Origin of the sequence: Shewanella sp. SW32 (genome assembly GCF_025653365.1) — a bacterium.
GTDB classification, from domain to species: domain Bacteria; phylum Pseudomonadota; class Gammaproteobacteria; order Enterobacterales; family Shewanellaceae; genus Shewanella; species Shewanella oncorhynchi.
Genome location: NZ_JAKKSJ010000016.1, coordinates 95,557 through 116,006, shown reverse-complemented (window position 1 = coordinate 116,006; position 20,450 = coordinate 95,557). Strand labels below are relative to the sequence as shown.

Sequence of the window (20,450 nt, the reverse complement as noted above, 5' to 3'; positions counted from 1 at the left end):
GAGACGTCGCGGGAATTGTTGGGATAACGCACCGATGGATCGTTTCTTTAGAAGTTTGAAATCTGAATGGATACCCGCAAGTGGTTATGGGAATTTCACAGAAGCAGATAAAGAGATCACAAATTACATCACTGGATATTACAGCGAGACTAGACCCCATCAATATAATGGTGGGTTAACGCCAAATGAGTCAGAACGTTTATATTGGAATGACTCTAAAATCGTGGCCAATTTTACTTGACCACTACACTTTGAGGCTGGTGCGGGTTTGATTTGGTATCCTACGGGCACCTTTAACAAGGTAGAATTAGCGGGAGATTGGGATATCACTCATAACCAAGCAGGCGAACGACTTGAAGAAGAGTATGAAGCCTACATAGAAATCCTCGGCGCATTACAAAGCGAAATCACCTTTGGTATAGAAACCCGTGAACGTGTGGGCCCTCGCCTCGATGCTTCACTGCTCACTATCGCCGGAAATAGTCAACTATATGATGAAACCCAAGTGTGGTTTTATGGCGCAGTAACCCCGTTATCGCCCCTGAGTATGGAGCTTGAAATGTACTACGGCGATGAAATTGATTTTATCAATGATAGGCTGGGCACTAAAACGCAAATGAACCCGAGTATCAATTGGAAAATTGCTAATGGACTTTCTATCGATATATCCCATCTTTATCAGCAAATGGATGTGGAACAAGGTGCGCTTTTTACCGCTAATCTGAGCGATGTACGCCTCAACTGGCAATTCAGTCTACACAGTTTTATTCGCCTTTCTAGCATTTACACCCGGATAAATCGCAATGTAGCGCAGTATTTATATTCAGCGCCGCAGAGTGAGGAAGCGCATTTAGGCAATGAGCTCCTCTACGGTTATAAACTCAATCCGCAGAGTGTGTTCTACCTCGGATACTCTGATAGTTTGCAGGCTAATGATGAGTTAAGCCGCCTGACACGGGACGAGAAAACCTACTTTATGAAGTTAAGTTACGCATGGCTGCTATAAACAATCATTGCCTTAAACAGAAAGCAACTTAGGCAAACAACTGACATAAAAAGCCCACATCTTCCTCGATGTGGGCTTTTTATTATGGCGGTGAGAATCTTAGACCTTCTGCAGAATAACACTGCCAATAGAATATCCTGCGCCAAACGAACTCAATAAACCTAAATCGCCAGTCTTAAAGTCACCGGAAAACTTGTGAAATGCAATCACAGAACCCGCGGAAGCCGTATTGGCGTATTCATCTAACACCACGGGCGCTTGTTCCGCTGACACATCATCCCCAAGCAACTTTCTCACTACAAACTGATTCATGTTGATGTTCGCTTGATGCAACCATAAACGCTTAAAAGACTGTGGCGTTAACGCTTGTTCGGCCAGATGTTCATCCAAATGCTGATAAATCATCGGCAACAGCTCTTTAAATACCTTGCGCCCTTGTTGGTGGAATAACTTATCAGCTTGATGGGCCGCACTCGGATCGCAGCGATTCAAGAAACCGAAATTACTGCGAATATTGTTCGAGTAATCGGTAAAACAGCGGCTTGAGAGGATCTTAAACACATGATCAGACTGGGCTAAGCTTTGTTCTTCCAGTACCAGAGCCGTCGCCACATCACCGAAGATAAAATGGCTGTCACGGTCGCGATAATTCACCTGTGCCGAGCAAATCTCAGGGTTGATCACTAACACTCTTGAGGCAGAACCCGTAGCAATGGCATTAGCCGCGGCGACAATTGCAAACGTCGCCGATGAACACGCTACCTGCATGTCGTAACCATAACCCCGCGTACCCAGTGCACGTTGAATTTCAATCGCCATAGCAGGATACGCACGCTGAGTATAAGCACAGGCAACAATCACTAAGTCAATTTGCTCAGCCTTGAGATTGGCATTCTTTAGTGCCATCAAGGCAGCTTCAAGGCCAATCTCAGCCTGCATAGATAATTCGTCACTGCTGCGCTCAGGAATCAACGGCATCATGACTTCGGGATCCAGAATGCCCTCTTTCACCATCACATATCTGTGCTTGATACCTGAGGCTTTTTCAATAAACTCGCTCGATGAATAGGACAAAGCCGCAACATGGCCTTGCTCAATTAAGCCTGCATTTTCAAGATTGAAAATATCCACATAAGCATTGAAGCTCTCAACTAAGGCTTCATTGGAAATACTGTGGGGCGGCGTAAATAGGCCACTCCCCGAAATGACGACCTGTTTCATAAATGCTCCAAACGGGTACTGGTTGTAAGGTGAGCAGAGGATGCATCATCACTCGTAAGCACAGGTGCTAACTCATTTTGCCCCTGCGCTTGTTGCTCTAATCGTTGCTTTTTATGCATTTGCACTAAGTCTATCACGACTGTTGAAGATATTTTATCTTGGATCCCCTGCCGATTGGCATCCCAAAATATTTGCATAAAGCCAAGTAAGCCAGTGGTAAAGCCTGCGGCATAGCCACCATAACGGCCAAACGCGGCCCATAAACTGATGTTGGCACCATCGAGCTGGATCACCCGAATGCCCAACATCTTCTTACCTAAGGTTTGACCATCAAATCGTGCAGTAAAGACGGTAAAGTAAAACGCTGCCCAACCAAAACCCAGCCCCATATCACTCAGAAAGCCTTTCACCCAAGCGACAACACTATGGGTTGTAGCTTCATCAACGGTTCTGAGGCGAGAATATTGCGAAGAGCTCACATTCACTGCATCACCCACCGCACTTTGCGGTTGTACATCCGGCGAAATAGCTTGAATAGGCTCAGGCGGAGAATCTGTTGTCGCCAACTCAACAGGAAGCGTAATAACAGGCCATAGGCTGCCATTAAGCACTTCCGCCTGTAACTTTTCACTGTCTATGGCAGGCAAACTACTGTTGGCTATGGTTGCTAGCACTATTTCACGTTGATCATTTTCTGTCATGCCCTTTGATCCTGAAGCGCTTTTTATCGCTTCATGTAGGGACTGAACTTGAGTTTTACCACAAGCATAATTATTACAGTGGCTCAACGACATCAATGCTGGTAGTGACGTAATGATTTGTTCACCTAATGCAAATTGTTGCTCTACTCCCTCACTGCTTTTAACGTCTGTTCCATTAAAATCAAACAGATTATTGGCGGTTGTCAGCAACATAAAAACCAACATCAAGGCATAAAGTCCCCACTTGAGTAAACGACCAAACTTACGACTGCGCTTTTCAATCCAGATAATACTGACCACCAGCAAGACAAACATCCAATCCATCTGCTCAGCTAACACAGTGATCAGCAAACCATCAATCAGTATGGCTAACATCCGCTTCAACGGTGTCGCCAATGGGGTATATAACACGGCTGCAGCAATGGTAAATGCCTTTGGTGTTACCATCGTTTTTGGATCTTTACCCAGATCCATTTGTTGCTGCTTCATCTTTGCGCTTGTCCGATACGAGTGATAGGCTAGTTTTACGATTGAGACATCAAGAAGTTATCCCTGTTAATGCCACAATCTTTTTTATGTTAGCAAGAGGTTAACACAGTTAAACTGGCTGCCAATCAGGGTTTGCGAATAACAGCACACCCTTTAATAACCAAATCGAATAAAGAAGAACAAACAATCACTTCTAAAAGCGCCACAGCAGATTATGATTCAGTAGTGCCAACATAGGAGCAAGCAATCCATGAGCAAAATTTTCGAAGATAATTCATATACTATTGGTAATACACCACTAGTACGTTTAAACCGTGTTAGCCAAGGTAAAGTGCTGGCCAAAGTCGAAGCCCGTAACCCAAGTTTCAGTGTTAAATGCCGTATCGGTGCCAATATGATTTGGGATGCCGAGAAGAAAGGTCTATTAACAAAAAATCACGAGCTGATTGAGCCAACATCAGGCAACACAGGTATTGCATTAGCGTATGTTGCCGCGGCCCGTGGCTATAAACTGACTCTGACCATGCCAAATACCATGAGTTTAGAGCGTCGTAAGCTACTCAAAGCCCTAGGCGCAACTCTCGTGCTAACTGAAGGCGCGAAAGGCATGAAAGGTGCGATTGATAAAGCGGAAGAAATTCGCCAATCGGCTCCTGAAAAATACATTTTATTGCAGCAGTTTAATAACCCTGCTAACCCAGAAATCCATGAAAAAACCACAGGTCCAGAAATCTGGAATGATACCGATGGTGAAGTGGATGTGTTTGTTGCCGGTGTAGGTACTGGCGGTACAATTACTGGTGTAAGCCGTTACTTGAAAAAAGTGGCAGGTAAAACCATCACCTCAGTTGCGGTTGAGCCAGCAGATTCTCCTGTTATAGCTCAAACCTTAGCGGGTTTACCAGTGCAACCAGGGCCGCATAAAATTCAAGGTATTGGTGCAGGCTTTATCCCAGGTAACTTAGATTTAGAATTGATTGACCGTGTTGAGGCTGTAACTAACGATGAAGCCATCGACATGGCCCGCCGCTTAATGCAAGAAGAAGGCATTTTAGTGGGTATTTCATCGGGTGCCGCCGTTGTCGCCGCCAACCGCATCGCTGAGTTGCCAGAGTTTGCAGGCAAAACCATTGTGGTGATTTTGCCATCGGCTGCCGAGCGTTATCTATCTTCAGTCTTGTTCCAAGGCCAATTCGGCGACGAAGAAAACGTTCAATAAACGACGTTTTATCGTCCTTAAAATACCCAGCTTTGGCTGGGTATTTTTATTTATGGCATTCCATTATTTAGATCTCGATTACAGAGCATAAACAAGTTACAGCTCAAGTTTGGATACAGCTCATAGTTCTTCGTATCTCAACTGGCTTTCACGGCTAACTTGGTTATAAAGAACGGACCCGCTCGCCAATTCATTCCTTTTTATGTCTTTTTACCGAACATCAAGTAATATCAGCGCCTTCAATGCAAAGTTTGAAGCTCAAAAAATTGCCTTTGGCCCCATCAGCTTTCAAGTCGCCCACTGCCTACTCAAATTCGATGTGCTAGCGCAAATAGATAAAGCGGCCGAGCATGGGATCACTGCAGCCGAGTTAAGCCAATCCACCCCACTGAGTGAATATGCCTTGGGGGTATTGCTGGATATGGGACTCAGTATGGGTTTAGTTTGGCAAAATGAAAATGGCTATGTGCTCGACAAAACTGGGCACTTTTTACTGCATGACGACATGGCAGCCATCAATCTTAACTTTGTGCAGGATGTTTGCTATCAAGGCCTTTTTAACCTTGATACCGCGCTACTCGAAGGCAAGGCCGCAGGACTTAAGGTGTTCGGTGACTGGAATACCATCTACCCCGCCTTAAAAGATCTACCGCCCAAAGCGAAACAGAGCTGGTTTGCCTTCGATCATTACTATTCGGATCATGCCTTTCCACAGCTTCTGCCATTAGTGTTTGCCCATAAGCCAAGCCATTTAGTGGATATAGGCGGCAATACGGGCAAATGGGCACTGAGCTGCTGTGATTATGACGCAAACGTTGAAGTCACGATTATGGATTTCCCGGGGCAACTTGAGGTAGCCACACAAAATGCACTCGCACGAGGTTTTGCAGCACGAGTGCATACCTTTGCCACCGATCTGCTGGACGACTCCCAACCCTTTGTCGAAGGCGCCGATACTTACTGGATGAGTCAATTTTTGGATTGCTTCTCAAAAATCCAAATCCTGAGCATTTTACAACGCACGGCAAAGGCAATGACATCAAGCAGCCAACTCTTTATCGTCGAAACCTTTTGGGATAGACAGCCATCGGCCGCCTCCGCCTATTGCGTAAATGCCACTAGCCTCTATTTCAGCGCCATGGCCAATGGCAATAGCCGCATGTATCACTCTAAAGATTTATTGGCCCTGCTTCACCAAGCGGGACTGTATGTGGATGAAGACACAGACAATCTTGGCCTAGGGCACACGCTACTGCGTTGTAAACTCAAACCTTAAGTTTAATAGCAACATTAAAGTAAATAAAATTTATGCAATGAATAAAATTAATCAAATTTATTTATCATGGATACCCGCAGTACACTAAATATATCAAAACAGCGCCCCAAAAAGCGATGTTAAGCATTGTCAGTATTGAGAGGTATTCAAAATGACTTCAAAACGCAAACGCTGGACATCCCACGCAGCTAAACTTCCCAGCCCTATGGCTGGGTTGGCACTGGCAATTGCCAGCTTAGGTTGGACATGGGAGAACATGACACCTTCACTTAATGGCGCAGGACAACTCACAGGGGCCATCATAGCCTCTGTGTTACTGTTATTGCTCATGGGTAAATTCATGCTTCATCCTAATATTTTAAAGGACGAGCTAAGCCACCCAGTGATTGGTAGTGTGATCCCCACCTTCGCCATGGGCTTGATGGTGGTGTCTAAATCACTCGGCGATTATTTCCCCCATGCAGGCTTAACTCTGTGGCTAGTCGCCATTGGTATCCATGTGATCTTCCTAAGCGCGTTTATCTATTATCGCGCCATTGATTTTAAACTCGAGCACATGGTTCCAAGCTGGTTTGTACCACCGATTGGCATTATCGTCGCGGCAGTGTCTTTCCCTGTGTCTGACTACCAATGGTTAGCAAATGCCATTTTGGTTTTTGGGATGTTGGCTTACTTAATCATGCTGCCTTTGATGCTCTATCGCCTCATTTTCTGTCAGGCGATACCCGATGCCGCTAAACCAACCATTGCCATTCTCGCGGCGCCCGCCAGTTTATCACTTGCAGGTTATCTGACCGTTTGCGAGCAGGCGTCGATTCCCTTAGTCGCCTTACTACTGAGCATCGCCATTCTGATGACCAGCATCATCTACTTGGCCTTCTTTCACCTACTAAAACTGCCCTTTAGCCCAGGCTACGCAGCCTTTACCTTCCCTATGGTGATCGGTGCAACCGCCCTCTTTAAAACCGCTGCTTGGTTAACGCAGTTCAATAACATGGGTGAGTTAGCGATATGGATAAAATACTTAGCAGAATTCGAATTGGTAATCGCCACCTTAGTGGTTGCCTATGTCGCCCTACGTTATTTAGGACACTACTTTCCACTGCAATTTAACGTGGTAGAGCAAAAATCAGTTCTAAATAGCAAATAAACAGAACAGCTTTTTGTAAAAAAAATTAACCATAAAAATGAATTGTTCACTCAAAAAACTAAACAATAAACCGAAAACGAAGTGAATAGATATTCACTTCGTTTTTATATTTAAACAGTTAAAATTAAATAATCAGAAATAGTATTTGATTAGTTTTTATTCTTTACAACATTTCATTCCATAATTTTACTTCTAGTTTCCTGACGCGGTGTAAAAATATCACCATACAAAATTAAACCGCATGAAAACCCTTATTGATAACACTCCTCAATCATCCAATCTAAAATATATGGAATGACAAACCATATCGTTATTAATTTTTACTTTTTCACATAAAATAGTTTCAAACTATTATTGAAAACAACAAAATTAAAACACAATAAAACAAAGCATTAGCAACAATAAAAAAACACAAAGAACCAATAATAAAAACAAAAAGCCAAATAAAAAACAAAACACTCAGATTAAAACCTTATCTGCCACCGATTACACACACACCCTACTTATATCTGCATTTTAAAAAGAGAGTAAATAACAAATTTTAAACAAAACTCCAGCATGACCAATGTTGCACTTGTTATTTTCTTGTGGTTATATCCTGAACTCAATTAAATGAGAGCTTAATTCTTTACATAAGTAACCATTTAAGAAAAATAAAAAATAAACATACAACATGTGTTAAGGGAGAATAAAATGCGTGCAAATTCTACATTAGCCAAAGCAGTTCGCTTTGCATTAATAAGCGGAGCAGCTACTGCCGCGTTAACCACTTCGATAGTATATGCAGCTGAAGATGGTGCCAAAGTTGAACGTATTGAAGTAACAGGTTCACGTATTAAGCGTACCGATATGGAAACCGCAACCCCAGTTACAGTACTAAGTGCTGATGATATGGCAAAACAAGGTTTTACTAACGTACAAGATGCATTGCAGAGCCTGACTTCAACAACAGGAGCAATGACAACTCAATCAGTACATGGTTTTACACCAGCTGCGTCATCAATCAGTTTACGTAATGCGGGTGCAAGCAGAACGCTAACATTGATTAACGGTAAACGTCTCAACCAATATCCTAAACCAGCAGGTGGTACAGACAACTTTGTTGATACCGCAAACTTACCAATGGAAGCTGTTGCTCGTATTGAGATATTACAATCTGGTGGTTCAGCAATTTATGGTGCAGATGCTGTTGGTGGCGTAGTAAACATTATTTTAAAAAGAGATTTTGATGGCGTCGCATTAAAATATCGACATGGTGATACTACTGAAGGCGGTGGTGGAAGCGATCGAATTGCGCTATCTCTGGGTTCATCTTCCGAACGTGGTAACGTCTCAACCTTCATCGAATTTACTGATACTGAGCGTTTGAATGCAACTGATAGAGCTGTTTTTGGATTAGATACAGACAAAGTACCTTATAGTAAATATTCACAATACAGCTCATATGGGGCTGGCATTACAGGTAAAAAACCTGCTGGTGGAACGACACCAAAAGGCCAACGTGTCCTAACTGCGAGTGAATGCGAAGCGGGCGGTTTTCTTTGGACAGGTAGCGCATGTGGCTTTGATCGCTCAAAGTGGCGCGATCTATCACCAGAAAGCACTCGTTTTATCAGTTCAACGAACTTTAACTATGAAATTGCAGATAATTTGAACTTTGTAGGACGTCTTGATTTTGCAGAAGCAAAATCAACAACACGTATCGAACCTATGGGTATCGATAACTACACAGTCAATGTTGCAGGAGACAAAGTAACTTTAGGCGTTGATTTAGATGATTCACTGACAAAGACATTCGACAAGAATACAGGTCTTGGTGGAGATTTTAAAAATGCCGAAAATGGTGACTACAACTATATTCGTCGTTTGCACGAATTCGGCAACCGCGCAGGAGAAACAAGTACCCGTAACTATTTCTTCACCGCGGGCTTGGAAGGCGTGATCGCTGATGATTATAGTTGGGATACATCCGTAAATTACGGCCGTACTAATGTGGATGTATTCAATAGTGGCTTTGCGACTGTGGGTGGATTATTTAATTATCTAGCTCAAGGCACTGACGGTAAATCACTGCTTGCGCCAATCAGCACAAATGATGTCAGCGGTATAGCGTACACTCCGTTTGAAAAAGCTCAATCAACTCAAAAAAATATTCAAGCAAATATCACAGGTCCAGCATTTGAACTGCCAGCAGGTTCAGCTGACTTTGCTTTTGGGGCAGAATATACCACTCAAGACTACTCATCAGAATCTGACTCAGAATCTGTTAAAGGCAATATTCTAAGCCGTGGTGGTTCATCAGGTGCTGGTGAGCGTTCATACTGGGCAACCTATATGGAATTAAAGCTTCCAGTTCTTGAGGACTTAACACTTGATGCGGCCTTACGTTATGACCGATATGATGATTTCGGTGGAAATTTGTCGCCTCAATTAACCGTAGAGTATCGTCCACTTGATGAATTATTAGTTCGTGGCTCTATCAGTAAAGTGTTCCGCGCACCAGATATGCATCGCGTATATGGAGATGCAACTCAAGCATATAGCAATATCATTGATTTTAAACAGTGCCAAGCTCTAGGTGGAACTCCATCTCAGAAAAATCCAGATCCAACACTGAACAAAATCTGTAATGAACTCAATATTGATATCACTACTGGTGCTAACAAAGATCTTAGCGCTGAAACAGGCTATACAGCCAACATAGGTGCTGTTTATGGTGGCGATAGCTTAAATGCTTCACTCGATATTTGGGAGTGGAAACTGGATGACATGGTAAGTGACATCTCTGCAAGCAAAGCTGCTCGTGAATATGAAACTTATGCAAACATGATCACCCGTGACGCATTAGGTACCATTACTCACATTAATACCGTCGCACAAAACCTTGCTTATCAGAAAGTTCGTGGTATTGACTTAACCACTGGTTATGGATGGGATGTCGCTGACTTTGGTGAGTTAAAACTAAACTTTAATGGTACTTATATTCTTCTTTCTGAAGTACAAACAGATCCTACAGCTGCAATTGATGATGACATTGATGATGGTGGTTTACCGCAATATAAAGCCAATATCATTTTAGGTTGGTATATAAACGATTTTGAAACAACTTTAGGCGCTTACCACACAGCAAGAATGCATGGTGTTGGATATAAATCGTTTAAAAAAGCTGCATTAGATAAAGGTTTGGCATTCGATGAAAGTGCAAACGAAATTGCATCACAAACGAAGTGGAACTTAACATCGGCTTATAACATCACAGACGCAATTAAAGTGACTGGCGGTGTAATGAACTTATTTAATGCTGGACCAAACTTTGATCCAACAGATACAGCCTGGCCACACTATAACCGTTCATCATATGATGCGCGTGGTCGTGAATGGTTTATCGAAGGCGAAGTTAAATTCTAATATGGTGTTGATTAGTTAGAACCTAATCAAAAAACGGCATCTTCGGATGCCGTTTTTATTTACTTCATTATTTACACATCATAGTAAACCGACATAAAAAAATGCCCAACTACTTGCTGGGCACTTTCCCTTCAGACTGATAATTAAAGACGTTTTAAGAATGTTTAGTCAGCTTAATCTCACTCTGATGCTGAGGTTTTTCAGTATGTGAATGTGGTGCAGAAAAGTGTTCATGATGAGCTTTGTGTGATTCAGCCAAGGTTGCTTTACCCTGCTCTATCCACCAATAACCTAAACCAACAATCACACCGCCACCGACAATATTGCCTAAGGTTACAGGTATTAAATTATTGAATATAAAGTTTGCCACGGTTAAATCGGCAAATTGTGCTTGAGTAACCCCTAAAGACACGAAGAACTCTGGGCTGGCGATTGATTGGATCATCATGCCCATAGGCACCATAAACAGGTTAGCGATACTGTGTTCAAAGCCACTACTGACGAACATAGCCACAGGTAAAATTAACAGTAACGATTTAGTCAGCACATCACGGCTGGCAAAGGTCATCCACACACCTAAACACACCAACATGTTACATAAAATGCCTAAACTAAAGGCTTGAATCCAAGTATGGTGCAGTTTGTGCTGTGCCACTTTAAGGGCATTTAATCCCCAGTTACCACCATCAAGATCATACATACCTGCGGCAGTGATCAAGCAAACCATCAACATAGCGCCGACAAAATTGCCGGCATACACGCGGCACCAACATTTGAGTAATTCAGCGCCAGTGACCTGTTTTTGTGCCCAGGCAACGGTACTGAGCACAGAACTGGTGAACAGTTCTCCACCGCAAACAACCACTAAAATTAAACCTAAACTAAAGGCTATTCCGCCAACGAAACGAACTAAACCCCAAGACGCATCGCCTGCGCCAGTAGTTACGGTTAAATAAAAAACAAAGGCTAAAGCGATAAATGCGCCAGCAAACACAGCTAAGCCAAAGGACTGCCAAGGTGCTTTAACCACTTTGCTTGTCCCGTAAATTTCAGCCTGATTGTAACAGCTAAAATGAGCTGAAACCTGTGGCGCTTCATGTGCGCTGTTTGTCACAGTTGGAACTGATGACGATGGATTTGGGCTTTTCATTGCATAACTCCAACTTCAGATAAACAAACTTGAACGCGTAGCATAGGTATCTCCAGCAGCGCCATTGCGCAGATAACACGAATCAAAACCGAGATAATGATTTGCTTAGCTTAAATGATGATTCACTAAAGTCTCGCTTTGTATCATACAACGCGCTTATGCTGTGAAGCAGATATTGCTAAAGCGTGATGCTATTCACACCCAAAATGTGAAAACTTTGAAGCCAAAAACACAAAAGGTTAATTGGTCTTACCACAGCAACCCGATTTTCATCGCGAGAATGTGGCTTAATTAAGATGGTATACAATGCATATCCTGCACGTTTCCATTTCATATTTAGCGAACTAACGCTTAAATTAATGCGCTATAGATTCAAGCAAACCTCAGCAATGACACATTAAATGACCAATAGCTTGATGCGTGTCTCTCGGTATTCATTAAATTGAACCCACTATAACCCATACTTTAGCATTTACAGTTTAGTCCAACAGCAAGTAACAAGTTGCCTGCATCATAGCAAACTACTGTATTTAGCCACTCTTTAACCCTTCCTGAATGATTTAAGCATTGCATGCTTTATTTGATGGCGTTATGACATGCCGTCTCCTAAATCGACACTAAGTTAGCAAATAAAAATAAATTAATACAAATAGCTAACATCAAACTTATTTTTAATATCATAACCACTGCGCCTACTGTGACAGCTCCCATTATCGAGCCGTGACTCCCACCAATCAAAATCAGCCTATACGAGGATAGATTTATCCTCGCTAAAGGTGGACAGTAAATGGTAACAATATAGGCAGGCTGATTTAAGAGATAATGGGGTTCAGATGTCACACCAACTTAAAAAGCGTGCCGTATTCCCTATTGTGGTAAAAAAATGCTACCTAGCTAGCAAATTTGGGATTAACAGAGCATAAACCAAGCCGTTTAAGATGCGATAGCGACAGACCTATGTTAATATGCCTATGGACAATTGGTCTTACCAATTATAAAGATTTATCAGTAGCCGATAATCAAAGTAAGCGAATATTTGTCATCTTATCGGGTATCAATAGACAGACTTTTGGAGTGACGAGCGCTTCAAAATCCAGTTCCCATCATAGGGCGTCATCATGAAGGGAGCTTTATTTCAGGAATTAGCTATTGGCTTATACTCAGCATTGCTTAACGCTGATCGCCAATAACCTTTTATCTCAACCAGAAGGTATTAGTACGATGACCGACAAAACTGAACTGTTTGCCAACGCATGGGAAGGCTTTACTCCTGGCGATTGGAAATCTGAAGTCAATGTACGTGACTTTATCCAACAAAACTACGCGCCTTTTGAAGGCGACGAGTCCTTCCTCGCCGGTGCCACAGAAGCGACCACAAAATTGTGGGATAAAGTCATGGAAGGCATCAAACAGGAAAACCGTACCCACGCGCCTGTTGATTTCGACACTAAGATGGTTTCAACCATCACTTCCCACGACGCTGGCTATATCAACAAAGAATTAGAAACTATCGTTGGCTTACAAACAGACGCGCCGCTAAAACGCGCTATGTTGCCTAACGGTGGTATTCGTATGGTGGAAAGCTCATGCGCCGCCTACGATCGTGTACTGGATGAAGATGTTAAATATGTTTATTCAGAACTGCGCAAAACCCATAACCAAGGTGTGTTCGATGTTTACACCCCCGAAATTATGGCCTGTCGTAAATCAGGTATTTTAACGGGCTTACCCGATGCTTATGGCCGTGGCCGTATCATTGGTGACTATCGCCGTGTGGCACTTTACGGTATCGATTACCTGATGAAAGATAAGTTTGCCCAATTTAGCTCACTGCAAGTGCAGTTCGAAGCGGGTGAAGAGTTATCTAACGTTATCCAATTACGTGAAGAAATTGCCGAGCAACACCGTGCATTAGGCCAAATGAAGAAAATGGCTGCCAAGTATGGCTTCGATATTTCTCGTCCAGCGACTAATGCACAAGAAGCGATCCAATGGACTTACTTCGGCTATTTAGCTGCAGTGAAGAGCCAAAACGGCGCTGCCATGTCATTAGGTCGTACCTCTTCATTCCTCGACATCTATATTGAACGTGATCTAAAAAATGGCACCTTAACTGAGCAACAAGCTCAGGAAATGGTTGACCATTTTGTGATGAAATTGCGTATGGTGCGTTTCCTACGTACCCCTGAATACGACGAATTGTTCTCAGGCGACCCAATTTGGGCAACGGAGTCAATCGGCGGTATGGGCTTAGATGGCCGTACGTTAGTGACGAAATCAAGCTTCCGTTTCTTGAACACCCTTTACACTATGGGTCCAAGTCCAGAGCCAAACATCACAGTATTATGGTCAGATAAACTGCCAATCGGTTTCAAAAAATATTGCGCCAAAGTGTCTATCGACACTAGCTCAATCCAATACGAAAACGATGACTTAATGCGTCCTGATTTCCAATCAGACGACTATGCAATCGCCTGTTGTGTGAGCCCTATGGTTGTGGGTAAACACATGCAGTTCTTCGGTGCTCGCGCTAACTTAGCGAAAACCATGCTATATGCGATTAACGGCGGCGTAGACGAAAAACTGAAAATCCAGATTGCCCCTAAAGCAGACATGATCACAGACGAAGTGCTCAACTTTGATGACGTGATGAATCGCTTAGACGGTTTAATGGATTGGTTAGCGACTCAATATGTCACTGCACTGAACTCAATCCACTACATGCATGATAAGTACTCTTACGAAGCCGCGCTTATGGCGCTGCACGACAGAGACGTACGTCGCACTATGGCTTGTGGTATTGCGGGTTTATCTATCGCAGCCGACTCACTGTCTGCCATCAAATACGCCACCGTAAAACCGGTGCGTGATGAAAACGGCATAGCAGTTGATTTCGATATCAGCGGTGACTATCCAAAATTTGGTAACAACGACCCACGTGTAGATGATATCGCCTGTGACTTAGTTGAACGTTTTATGGCGAAAATTCGTGACCGTAAAATGTATCGCAATGCGATCCCAACGCAGTCAATTCTGACCATCACCTCAAACGTGGTTTATGGTAAGAAAACCGGTAACACACCCGATGGTCGTCGTTCAGGTGCGCCATTTGCACCGGGTGCAAACCCTATGCATGGCCGTGATGAAAAAGGCGCAATCGCTTCTTTAACCTCAGTGGCAAAACTCCCATTTGCCCACGCTCAAGACGGTATTTCTTATACCTTCTCAATCGTGCCAAATGCGCTGGGTAAAGATGATGATGCTCGCCGTACCAACTTAGCGGCATTGATGGACGGATACTTCGACCACAATGACAAAAAAGAAGGTGGCCAACACTTGAACGTCAACGTGATGAACCGCGAGATGCTCGAAGATGCCGTTAAGCATCCAGACAAGTATCCACAGCTGACCATCCGTGTTTCTGGCTATGCAGTGCGCTTTAACTCACTGACACCAGAACAGCAACAAGATGTGATCACGCGTACGTTCACAAAAGGTCTGTAAGCTAAATTAGTCAAGGCTGTAGTACACTGTGCTACAGCCTCACTTATTTTAACAGGAGTCACAATGGCAGTTATCGGTCGGATCCACTCGGTGGAATCCTTTGGCACAGTAGATGGTCCCGGCATACGGTTTATCACCTTTATGCAGGGCTGTTTAATGCGCTGCCAATATTGCCACAACCGTGACACTTGGGATCTTGATGGCGGAAAAGAAGTTCTGGTCGATGAGTTAATGAGTCAAATCATCAGCTATCGGCCTTTTCTCGATGCCAGCAATGGTGGTGTTACGGCCAGTGGTGGTGAAGCCATTTTACAGGCCGAATTTGTCGCCGAATTATTCACGGCTTGTCAGCAAGAAGGTATTCATACCTGTTTAGATACCAATGGTTTTGTACGTAAGTACACGCCAGTGATTGATGAGTTGCTCGACCATACTGACTTGGTCCTGCTCGACATCAAGCACATGGACGATGAAAAACATATTGAGTTAACTAAAGTCAGCAACCATAGAACATTACAGTTTGCGCAATATTTGGCAGAGCGTAATCAAGCGACGTGGATACGTTATGTCGTAGTGGGCGGATTTACCGACGATGAAGCATCGGCATTACAACTGGCCGAGTTTATCAAGCCCATGAAAAACATTGAAAAGGTAGAATTACTACCCTATCACGAATTAGGTAAACATAAGTGGGAAGCCATGGGCGAAAGCTATCAACTCGATGGGATATCCCCCCCAAGTCGAGAAACCATGGAAAAGATCAAAGCGGTATTTGTCCAGCAAGGGATTAACGCGATTTATTAATCCACAGTAACAAAAGAGCCAAAAGGGATAACCGCAGCAACGGCCTAAAGTTCTTCCCAATAACTGGCATCTAAACGCTCAAAGGCTATTTTTAAAATCAGTGCCATATCGAGGTAACAGGCCTTAGCGCCTAACGTGTGGCAATTGATACCCATGGATGACAACTTCGCACTCAACTGGTTAATCCAGTCGAACAGCGTTAACGGTAATGGATGGCGAGCTCGCCAGCCTAACCACAGCAGCCCCTGTAACGGTAAGCTGATGAAAAATAAACCGAGAGTGACAGCTTGGGGCAGAAATGCCCAACCGTGAATATACAGCTGGCTCATGCTCACAAAAATCGCCAGCACTGGCATCACCAGTATGGCAAGCTGAGTTGCTCGGACGACCCGATACTCAGGAAAATAAAAACCCAGTTGTCTAACCATAGGCCAAGTCTTCATATACTGATGACCATCACCTAAGGTTTTGAGGATCTTAATGCTCAATCTTAGACACCAACTACAATGGAATACTGCTCTTACCATAGCACAATCTGGCGAATCGCCCCAAGACTGATATGGTAAAAACACCGCAGTTCCTCATTATTTTGAATCGTTATATTAAACACAATGGCAAAGGGTTTACACATGTCAAATAAACTGGTTTTAGTTCTCAATTGCGGTAGCTCTTCTCTCAAATTTGCCGTCATTGACGCGCAAACAGGTGACGACCAAATTTCTGGCTTAGCCGAATGTTTTGGTTTAGAAGACTCTCGCATTAAATGGAAAATCAACGGCGAAAAACATGAAGCAGCCTTAGGTGCATTTACGGCTCACCGTGAAGCAGTTGAATACATTGTTAATAAAATTCTTGCGGAACAACCTGAATTAGCAGCAAAAATTCAAGCCGTTGGCCATCGTATCGTTCACGGTGGTGAGAAATTCACTCGCTCAGTGATCATCGATGAGAGCGTGATCAAAGGCATCGAAGACTGTGCTTCATTAGCCCCACTGCACAATCCTGCTCACCTTATCGGCATCCGCGCGGCAATGGCCTCTTTCCCTAAATTGCCACAGGTTGCTGTATTTGATACCGCTTTCCACCAAAGCATGCCAGACAGAGCTTATGTCTACGCCCTGCCTTACAAGTTATACCGTGAACACGGTATTCGTCGTTATGGCATGCATGGCACGAGTCATTTATTCGTTAGCCGTGAAGCGGCAAAAATGCTCAACAAGCCCATCGAAGATACCAACGTGATCTGTGCTCATTTAGGCAATGGCGCGTCAGTGACTGCCATCAAAGGCGGCAAAAGTGTCGACACTTCTATGGGCTTAACCCCATTAGAAGGTTTGGTCATGGGCACGCGTTGTGGCGATATTGACCCTTCAATCATCTATCACTTAGTCCATCAACTGGGTTACACCTTAGAAGAAGTGAATAACCTGATGAACAAGCAAAGTGGTCTGCTGGGTATTTCCGAGCTGACCAACGATTGCCGTGGCATAGAAGAAGGTTACGCCGAGGGCCATAAAGGCGCGACCTTAGCCTTAGAAATCTTCTGCTACCGCTTAGCCAAGTACATCGCCTCTTACACTGTGCCACTGGGCCGTTTAGATGCAGTCGTCTTCACCGGCGGCATTGGCGAAAACTCAGATTTAATCCGTGAAAAAGTGCTCAACATGCTGGAAATCTTCAATTTCCATGTCGATAGTGAGCGCAACAAAGCGGCGCGTTTCGGTAAGAAAGGTATCATCACCCAAGATAAAGGCACGATTGCCATGGTGATCCCAACGAACGAAGAATGGGTTATCGCCGAAGATTCCATTAAACTTATCAACAAATAAAAAGACCTAAGCCGTTTGCTCACCCAAACGGCTTTATACCTTACGTAGCCGTACTCACAAGCAAATTTGCAGAAACTATTCTGCCAAAAACCATCGAAACTAGAGGTTTTTATGTCTCGTAATATTATGTTAATCCCCATAGGTACCGGAGTCGGCCTGACCTCCTTAAGCCTTGGGATGGTGCGCGCACTGGAGCGCCACGGGGTTAAGGTTCAGTTCTTTAAGCCTATTTCTCAGCTTCGTCCAAACGATAATGGCCCAGAACGCTCTACCACTATTCTGAGCAAATCGCCAACAGTAAATCCCTTAGAGCCCTTCGACATGGCCCATGCCGAAGCCTTAATCCGCGCCGACCAAATCGACGTCTTAATGGAGCAAATCATTGCCCGTGCGGCCGATTGCGCTAGCAACACAGAGACCTTAATTGTCGAAGGTTTAGTGCCAACGCGTAATCATCCCTTCGCCGATGATGTGAACTATGCCATCGCTAAAGCCATGGATGCCGACGTGATTTTTATTGCCACACCAGGCAGTGATACGGCCACAGGGCTAATGAATCGCCTCGAAATCGCCTATAACTCTTGGGGCGGGAAAAAGAATAAACGCTTAATTGGCGCCGTAATTAACAAGATTGGAGCACCCGTTGATGACGAAGGTCGCGCGCGCCCTGATCTTTCTGAAGTCTTTGATCACCAAGGTGTTCAACGCTCAGATGCGGCCAGCATGTTCCAACTGCCGGGTAAGAGCCCACTGCGTATTTTAGGCAGCGTTCCCTACAATCTTGATCTTGTCGCTCCTCGTGCGTCGGATTTAGCGAAACATTTAAGTGCACGCATTCTGAATGCTGGTGAAATGCATACCCGCCGCCTGCGTAAAGTAACGTTTTGTGCCCGCAGTATCCCTAATATGGTGACCCATATTAAGACTGATTCACTACTTGTGACCTCAGGCGATCGCTCAGATGTCATCGTTTCAGCCTGTCTTGCGGCCATGAACGGCGTGAAAATTGGTGCCCTGTTGTTGACGGGTAGCTACGAGCCAGAGCCGGAAATCCTTAAGCTGTGTGAACAGGCCTTTGAAACTGGTTTACCTGTGTTCTTGATCGACAGTAACACTTGGCAAACCTCGCTCAACATTCAACGTTTCGACCATGAAGTACCCGTCGATGACGCGGTTCGTATCGATCTGGTGCAGGATTATGTGGCCAGCCACATCGATCAAACGTGGATTGAAAGCGTGACTAAAAACTCACCCCGTGAGCATCGCCTGTCACCACCGGCTTTCCGTTACAAACTCACGGAATTAGCGCGCGCCGCCCACAAGACTGTGGTGCTTCCAGAAGGTGATGAGCCGCGTACCATTAAAGCGGCGGCCATTTGTGCAGAACGCGGTATTGCTCGCTGTGTACTCTTAGGTAAAAAAGAGGAAATTCTGCGTATCGCCGCCCAGCAAGATGTGGTGCTTGGCGAAGGCGTGATCATTATCGATCCTGAAGAGGTGCGCGACCGTTACGTAGAACCTATGTTGGAACTGCGTCGCAGCAAAGGCTTAACTGAAGTCGTTGCTCGTGAACAGTTAGAAGACAACATGGTGCTCGGCACTATGATGTTGGCGCAAAACGAAGTCGACGGTATCGTTTCTGGTGCGGTTAACACCACAGCCAATACCATTCGTCCACCACTGCAATTGATCAAAACGGCACCGGGCTCAAGCTTAGTTTCATCCATCTTCTTTATGCTGATGCCAGATCAAGTGCTTGTTTACGGTGATTGTGCGATTAACCCAGATCCTAATGCTGAGCAGTTAGCTGATATCGCCATCCAATCGGCAGAATCAGCAAAAGCCTTCGGTATCGAGCCAAGAGTGGCAATGATCAGCTACTCAACTGGCAACTCAGGTACAGGTTCAGATGTGGATAAAGTGCGTGAAGCAACCCGTATTGCCAAAGAAAAACGCCCAGATCTGATTATTGATGGTCCATTGCAATACGATGCGGCGGTTATGCCAAACGTTGCACGCTCTAAGGCACCTAATAGCCCTGTCGCTGGTCAAGCTACTGTTTTCGTGTTCCCAGACCTTAATACAGGCAACACGACTTACAAGGCCGTACAGCGAAGCGCCGATCTGATCAGTATTGGTCCTATGCTGCAAGGTATGCGCAAACCTGTGAACGACTTGTCTCGCGGCGCGTTAGTCGATGACATCGTCTACACTATCGCACTAACGGCAATTCAAGCCGCACAGAACGACGCAGCTAAAGGCTAACAGCATTAAATCTGCATAGCGTTACGCACAAAAAAGCACTGGTTATTACCGGTGCTTTTTTTATGCTCAAATTTAGCGTAAACCATACCGTTGATCGCAAGAATCGCTTAATGGATAAGTCGAAATTGCAAAAGATGAAGAAAAAACGAGAAATATCAAATTATGCAGTGTGAATAAGCTCGGCAAATTGCGAAAAATATCCACAAGTAGAAGTGGAACATAATGGAAAGCAGAAAAGCGTCACTTTTTAATCAGCAAATAAAGCAAGACAATATCAGTGACTTACAAAGTATCACTGAAGTCTTCAACATAGTTTTCCACAGTTTCTGTGGATAACCTTTTTATATGACTCCTAACTATATGCCACACACATGAGGTTTGAGTCAATGCTTTTCACAATAGACAGCGAATCACGACAAGACTTGTAC

At 44.1% G+C, this 20,450-nt stretch carries 14 protein-coding genes; 10 read left to right on the top strand and 4 right to left on the bottom strand.

Going from position 1 to position 20,450, the window contains the following annotated elements:
- Together L5M28_RS11570 and L5M28_RS11565 are read left to right on the top strand one after the other, a co-directional pair.
- Nucleotides 1–241 (top strand): integrase core domain-containing protein (locus L5M28_RS11570; RefSeq protein ID WP_263202519.1); only part of this gene is annotated, 241 nt, incomplete at its 5' end.
- Nucleotides 242–268: 27 nt separating this feature from the next.
- Nucleotides 269–1,006 carry a hypothetical protein gene (locus L5M28_RS11565; RefSeq protein WP_263196626.1) on the top strand — a complete coding sequence of 246 codons (738 nt, stop codon included), beginning with the start codon at nucleotides 269–271 and terminating at the stop codon, nucleotides 1,004–1,006.
- Nucleotides 1,007–1,105: 99 nt separating this feature from the next.
- On the opposite strand, the gene L5M28_RS11560 is transcribed toward L5M28_RS11565, so the two are convergent.
- Nucleotides 1,106–2,227 carry a beta-ketoacyl-ACP synthase III gene (locus tag L5M28_RS11560; RefSeq protein WP_028760965.1) on the bottom strand — a complete coding sequence of 374 codons (1,122 nt, stop codon included), beginning with the start codon at nucleotides 2,225–2,227 and terminating at the stop codon, nucleotides 1,106–1,108.
- Nucleotides 2,224–3,417 carry an RDD family protein gene (locus L5M28_RS11555; protein WP_263203389.1) on the bottom strand — a complete coding sequence of 398 codons (1,194 nt, stop codon included), beginning with the start codon at nucleotides 3,415–3,417 and terminating at the stop codon, nucleotides 2,224–2,226. The genes L5M28_RS11560 and L5M28_RS11555 overlap by 4 nt, the downstream gene beginning before the upstream one ends.
- 250 nt (nucleotides 3,418–3,667) lie before the next feature.
- Here L5M28_RS11555 and cysK point away from each other — a divergent pair, with 250 nt between their 5' ends.
- The 4 genes from cysK to L5M28_RS11535 all read left to right on the top strand — a co-directional run bounded on the left by cysK (nucleotide 3,668) and on the right by L5M28_RS11535 (nucleotide 10,470).
- On the top strand, nucleotides 3,668–4,636 hold the full coding sequence (gene cysK / locus L5M28_RS11550; RefSeq protein ID WP_113940761.1) for a cysteine synthase A: 969 nt from the start codon (nucleotides 3,668–3,670) through the stop codon (nucleotides 4,634–4,636).
- A 202-nt stretch (nucleotides 4,637–4,838) separates the two neighbouring features.
- Entirely contained in the window at nucleotides 4,839–5,912 is a 1,074-nt protein-coding gene (locus L5M28_RS11545; protein ID WP_263203387.1) for a methyltransferase, read from the top strand.
- A gap of 151 nt (nucleotides 5,913–6,063) precedes the next feature.
- Nucleotides 6,064–7,062: a TDT family transporter gene (locus tag L5M28_RS11540; RefSeq protein WP_263196631.1), complete on the top strand. Its 999-nt coding sequence runs from the start codon at nucleotides 6,064–6,066 to the stop codon at nucleotides 7,060–7,062.
- A gap of 693 nt (nucleotides 7,063–7,755) precedes the next feature.
- On the top strand, nucleotides 7,756–10,470 hold the full coding sequence (locus tag L5M28_RS11535; protein WP_263203386.1) for a TonB-dependent receptor plug domain-containing protein: 2,715 nt from the start codon (nucleotides 7,756–7,758) through the stop codon (nucleotides 10,468–10,470).
- A 154-nt stretch (nucleotides 10,471–10,624) separates the two neighbouring features.
- On the opposite strand, the gene focA is transcribed toward L5M28_RS11535, so the two are convergent.
- Nucleotides 10,625–11,620, bottom strand: coding sequence for a formate transporter FocA (focA, locus tag L5M28_RS11530; protein ID WP_263196633.1), 996 nt, complete (start codon nucleotides 11,618–11,620; stop codon nucleotides 10,625–10,627).
- Between the two features lie 1,221 nt (nucleotides 11,621–12,841).
- Here focA and pflB point away from each other — a divergent pair.
- Together pflB and pflA are read left to right on the top strand one after the other, a co-directional pair.
- The gene (gene pflB, locus L5M28_RS11525; RefSeq protein ID WP_263196634.1) at nucleotides 12,842–15,124 is read left to right on the top strand and encodes a formate C-acetyltransferase; all 2,283 of its coding nucleotides are present in this window, start codon (nucleotides 12,842–12,844) and stop codon (nucleotides 15,122–15,124) included.
- A gap of 63 nt (nucleotides 15,125–15,187) precedes the next feature.
- Nucleotides 15,188–15,928, top strand: coding sequence for a pyruvate formate lyase 1-activating protein (pflA, locus tag L5M28_RS11520; protein ID WP_105252135.1), 741 nt, complete (start codon nucleotides 15,188–15,190; stop codon nucleotides 15,926–15,928).
- 44 nt (nucleotides 15,929–15,972) lie between these two features.
- Here pflA and yfbV read toward each other — a convergent pair whose 3' ends face one another.
- A complete protein-coding gene (gene yfbV, locus L5M28_RS11515) occupies nucleotides 15,973–16,416 on the bottom strand; it encodes a terminus macrodomain insulation protein YfbV (protein WP_081729091.1) in 444 nt (147 codons plus the stop codon).
- Between the two features lie 141 nt (nucleotides 16,417–16,557).
- Here yfbV and ackA point away from each other — a divergent pair, with 141 nt between their 5' ends.
- The gene (gene ackA, locus L5M28_RS11510; RefSeq protein WP_219234385.1) at nucleotides 16,558–17,757 is read left to right on the top strand and encodes an acetate kinase; all 1,200 of its coding nucleotides are present in this window, start codon (nucleotides 16,558–16,560) and stop codon (nucleotides 17,755–17,757) included.
- 111 nt (nucleotides 17,758–17,868) lie between these two features.
- Nucleotides 17,869–20,022 (top strand): phosphate acetyltransferase, encoded by a 2,154-nt coding sequence (gene pta / locus L5M28_RS11505; protein WP_131523542.1) that lies wholly within the window; start codon nucleotides 17,869–17,871, stop codon nucleotides 20,020–20,022.
- Nucleotides 20,023–20,450 lie beyond the last annotated feature (428 nt).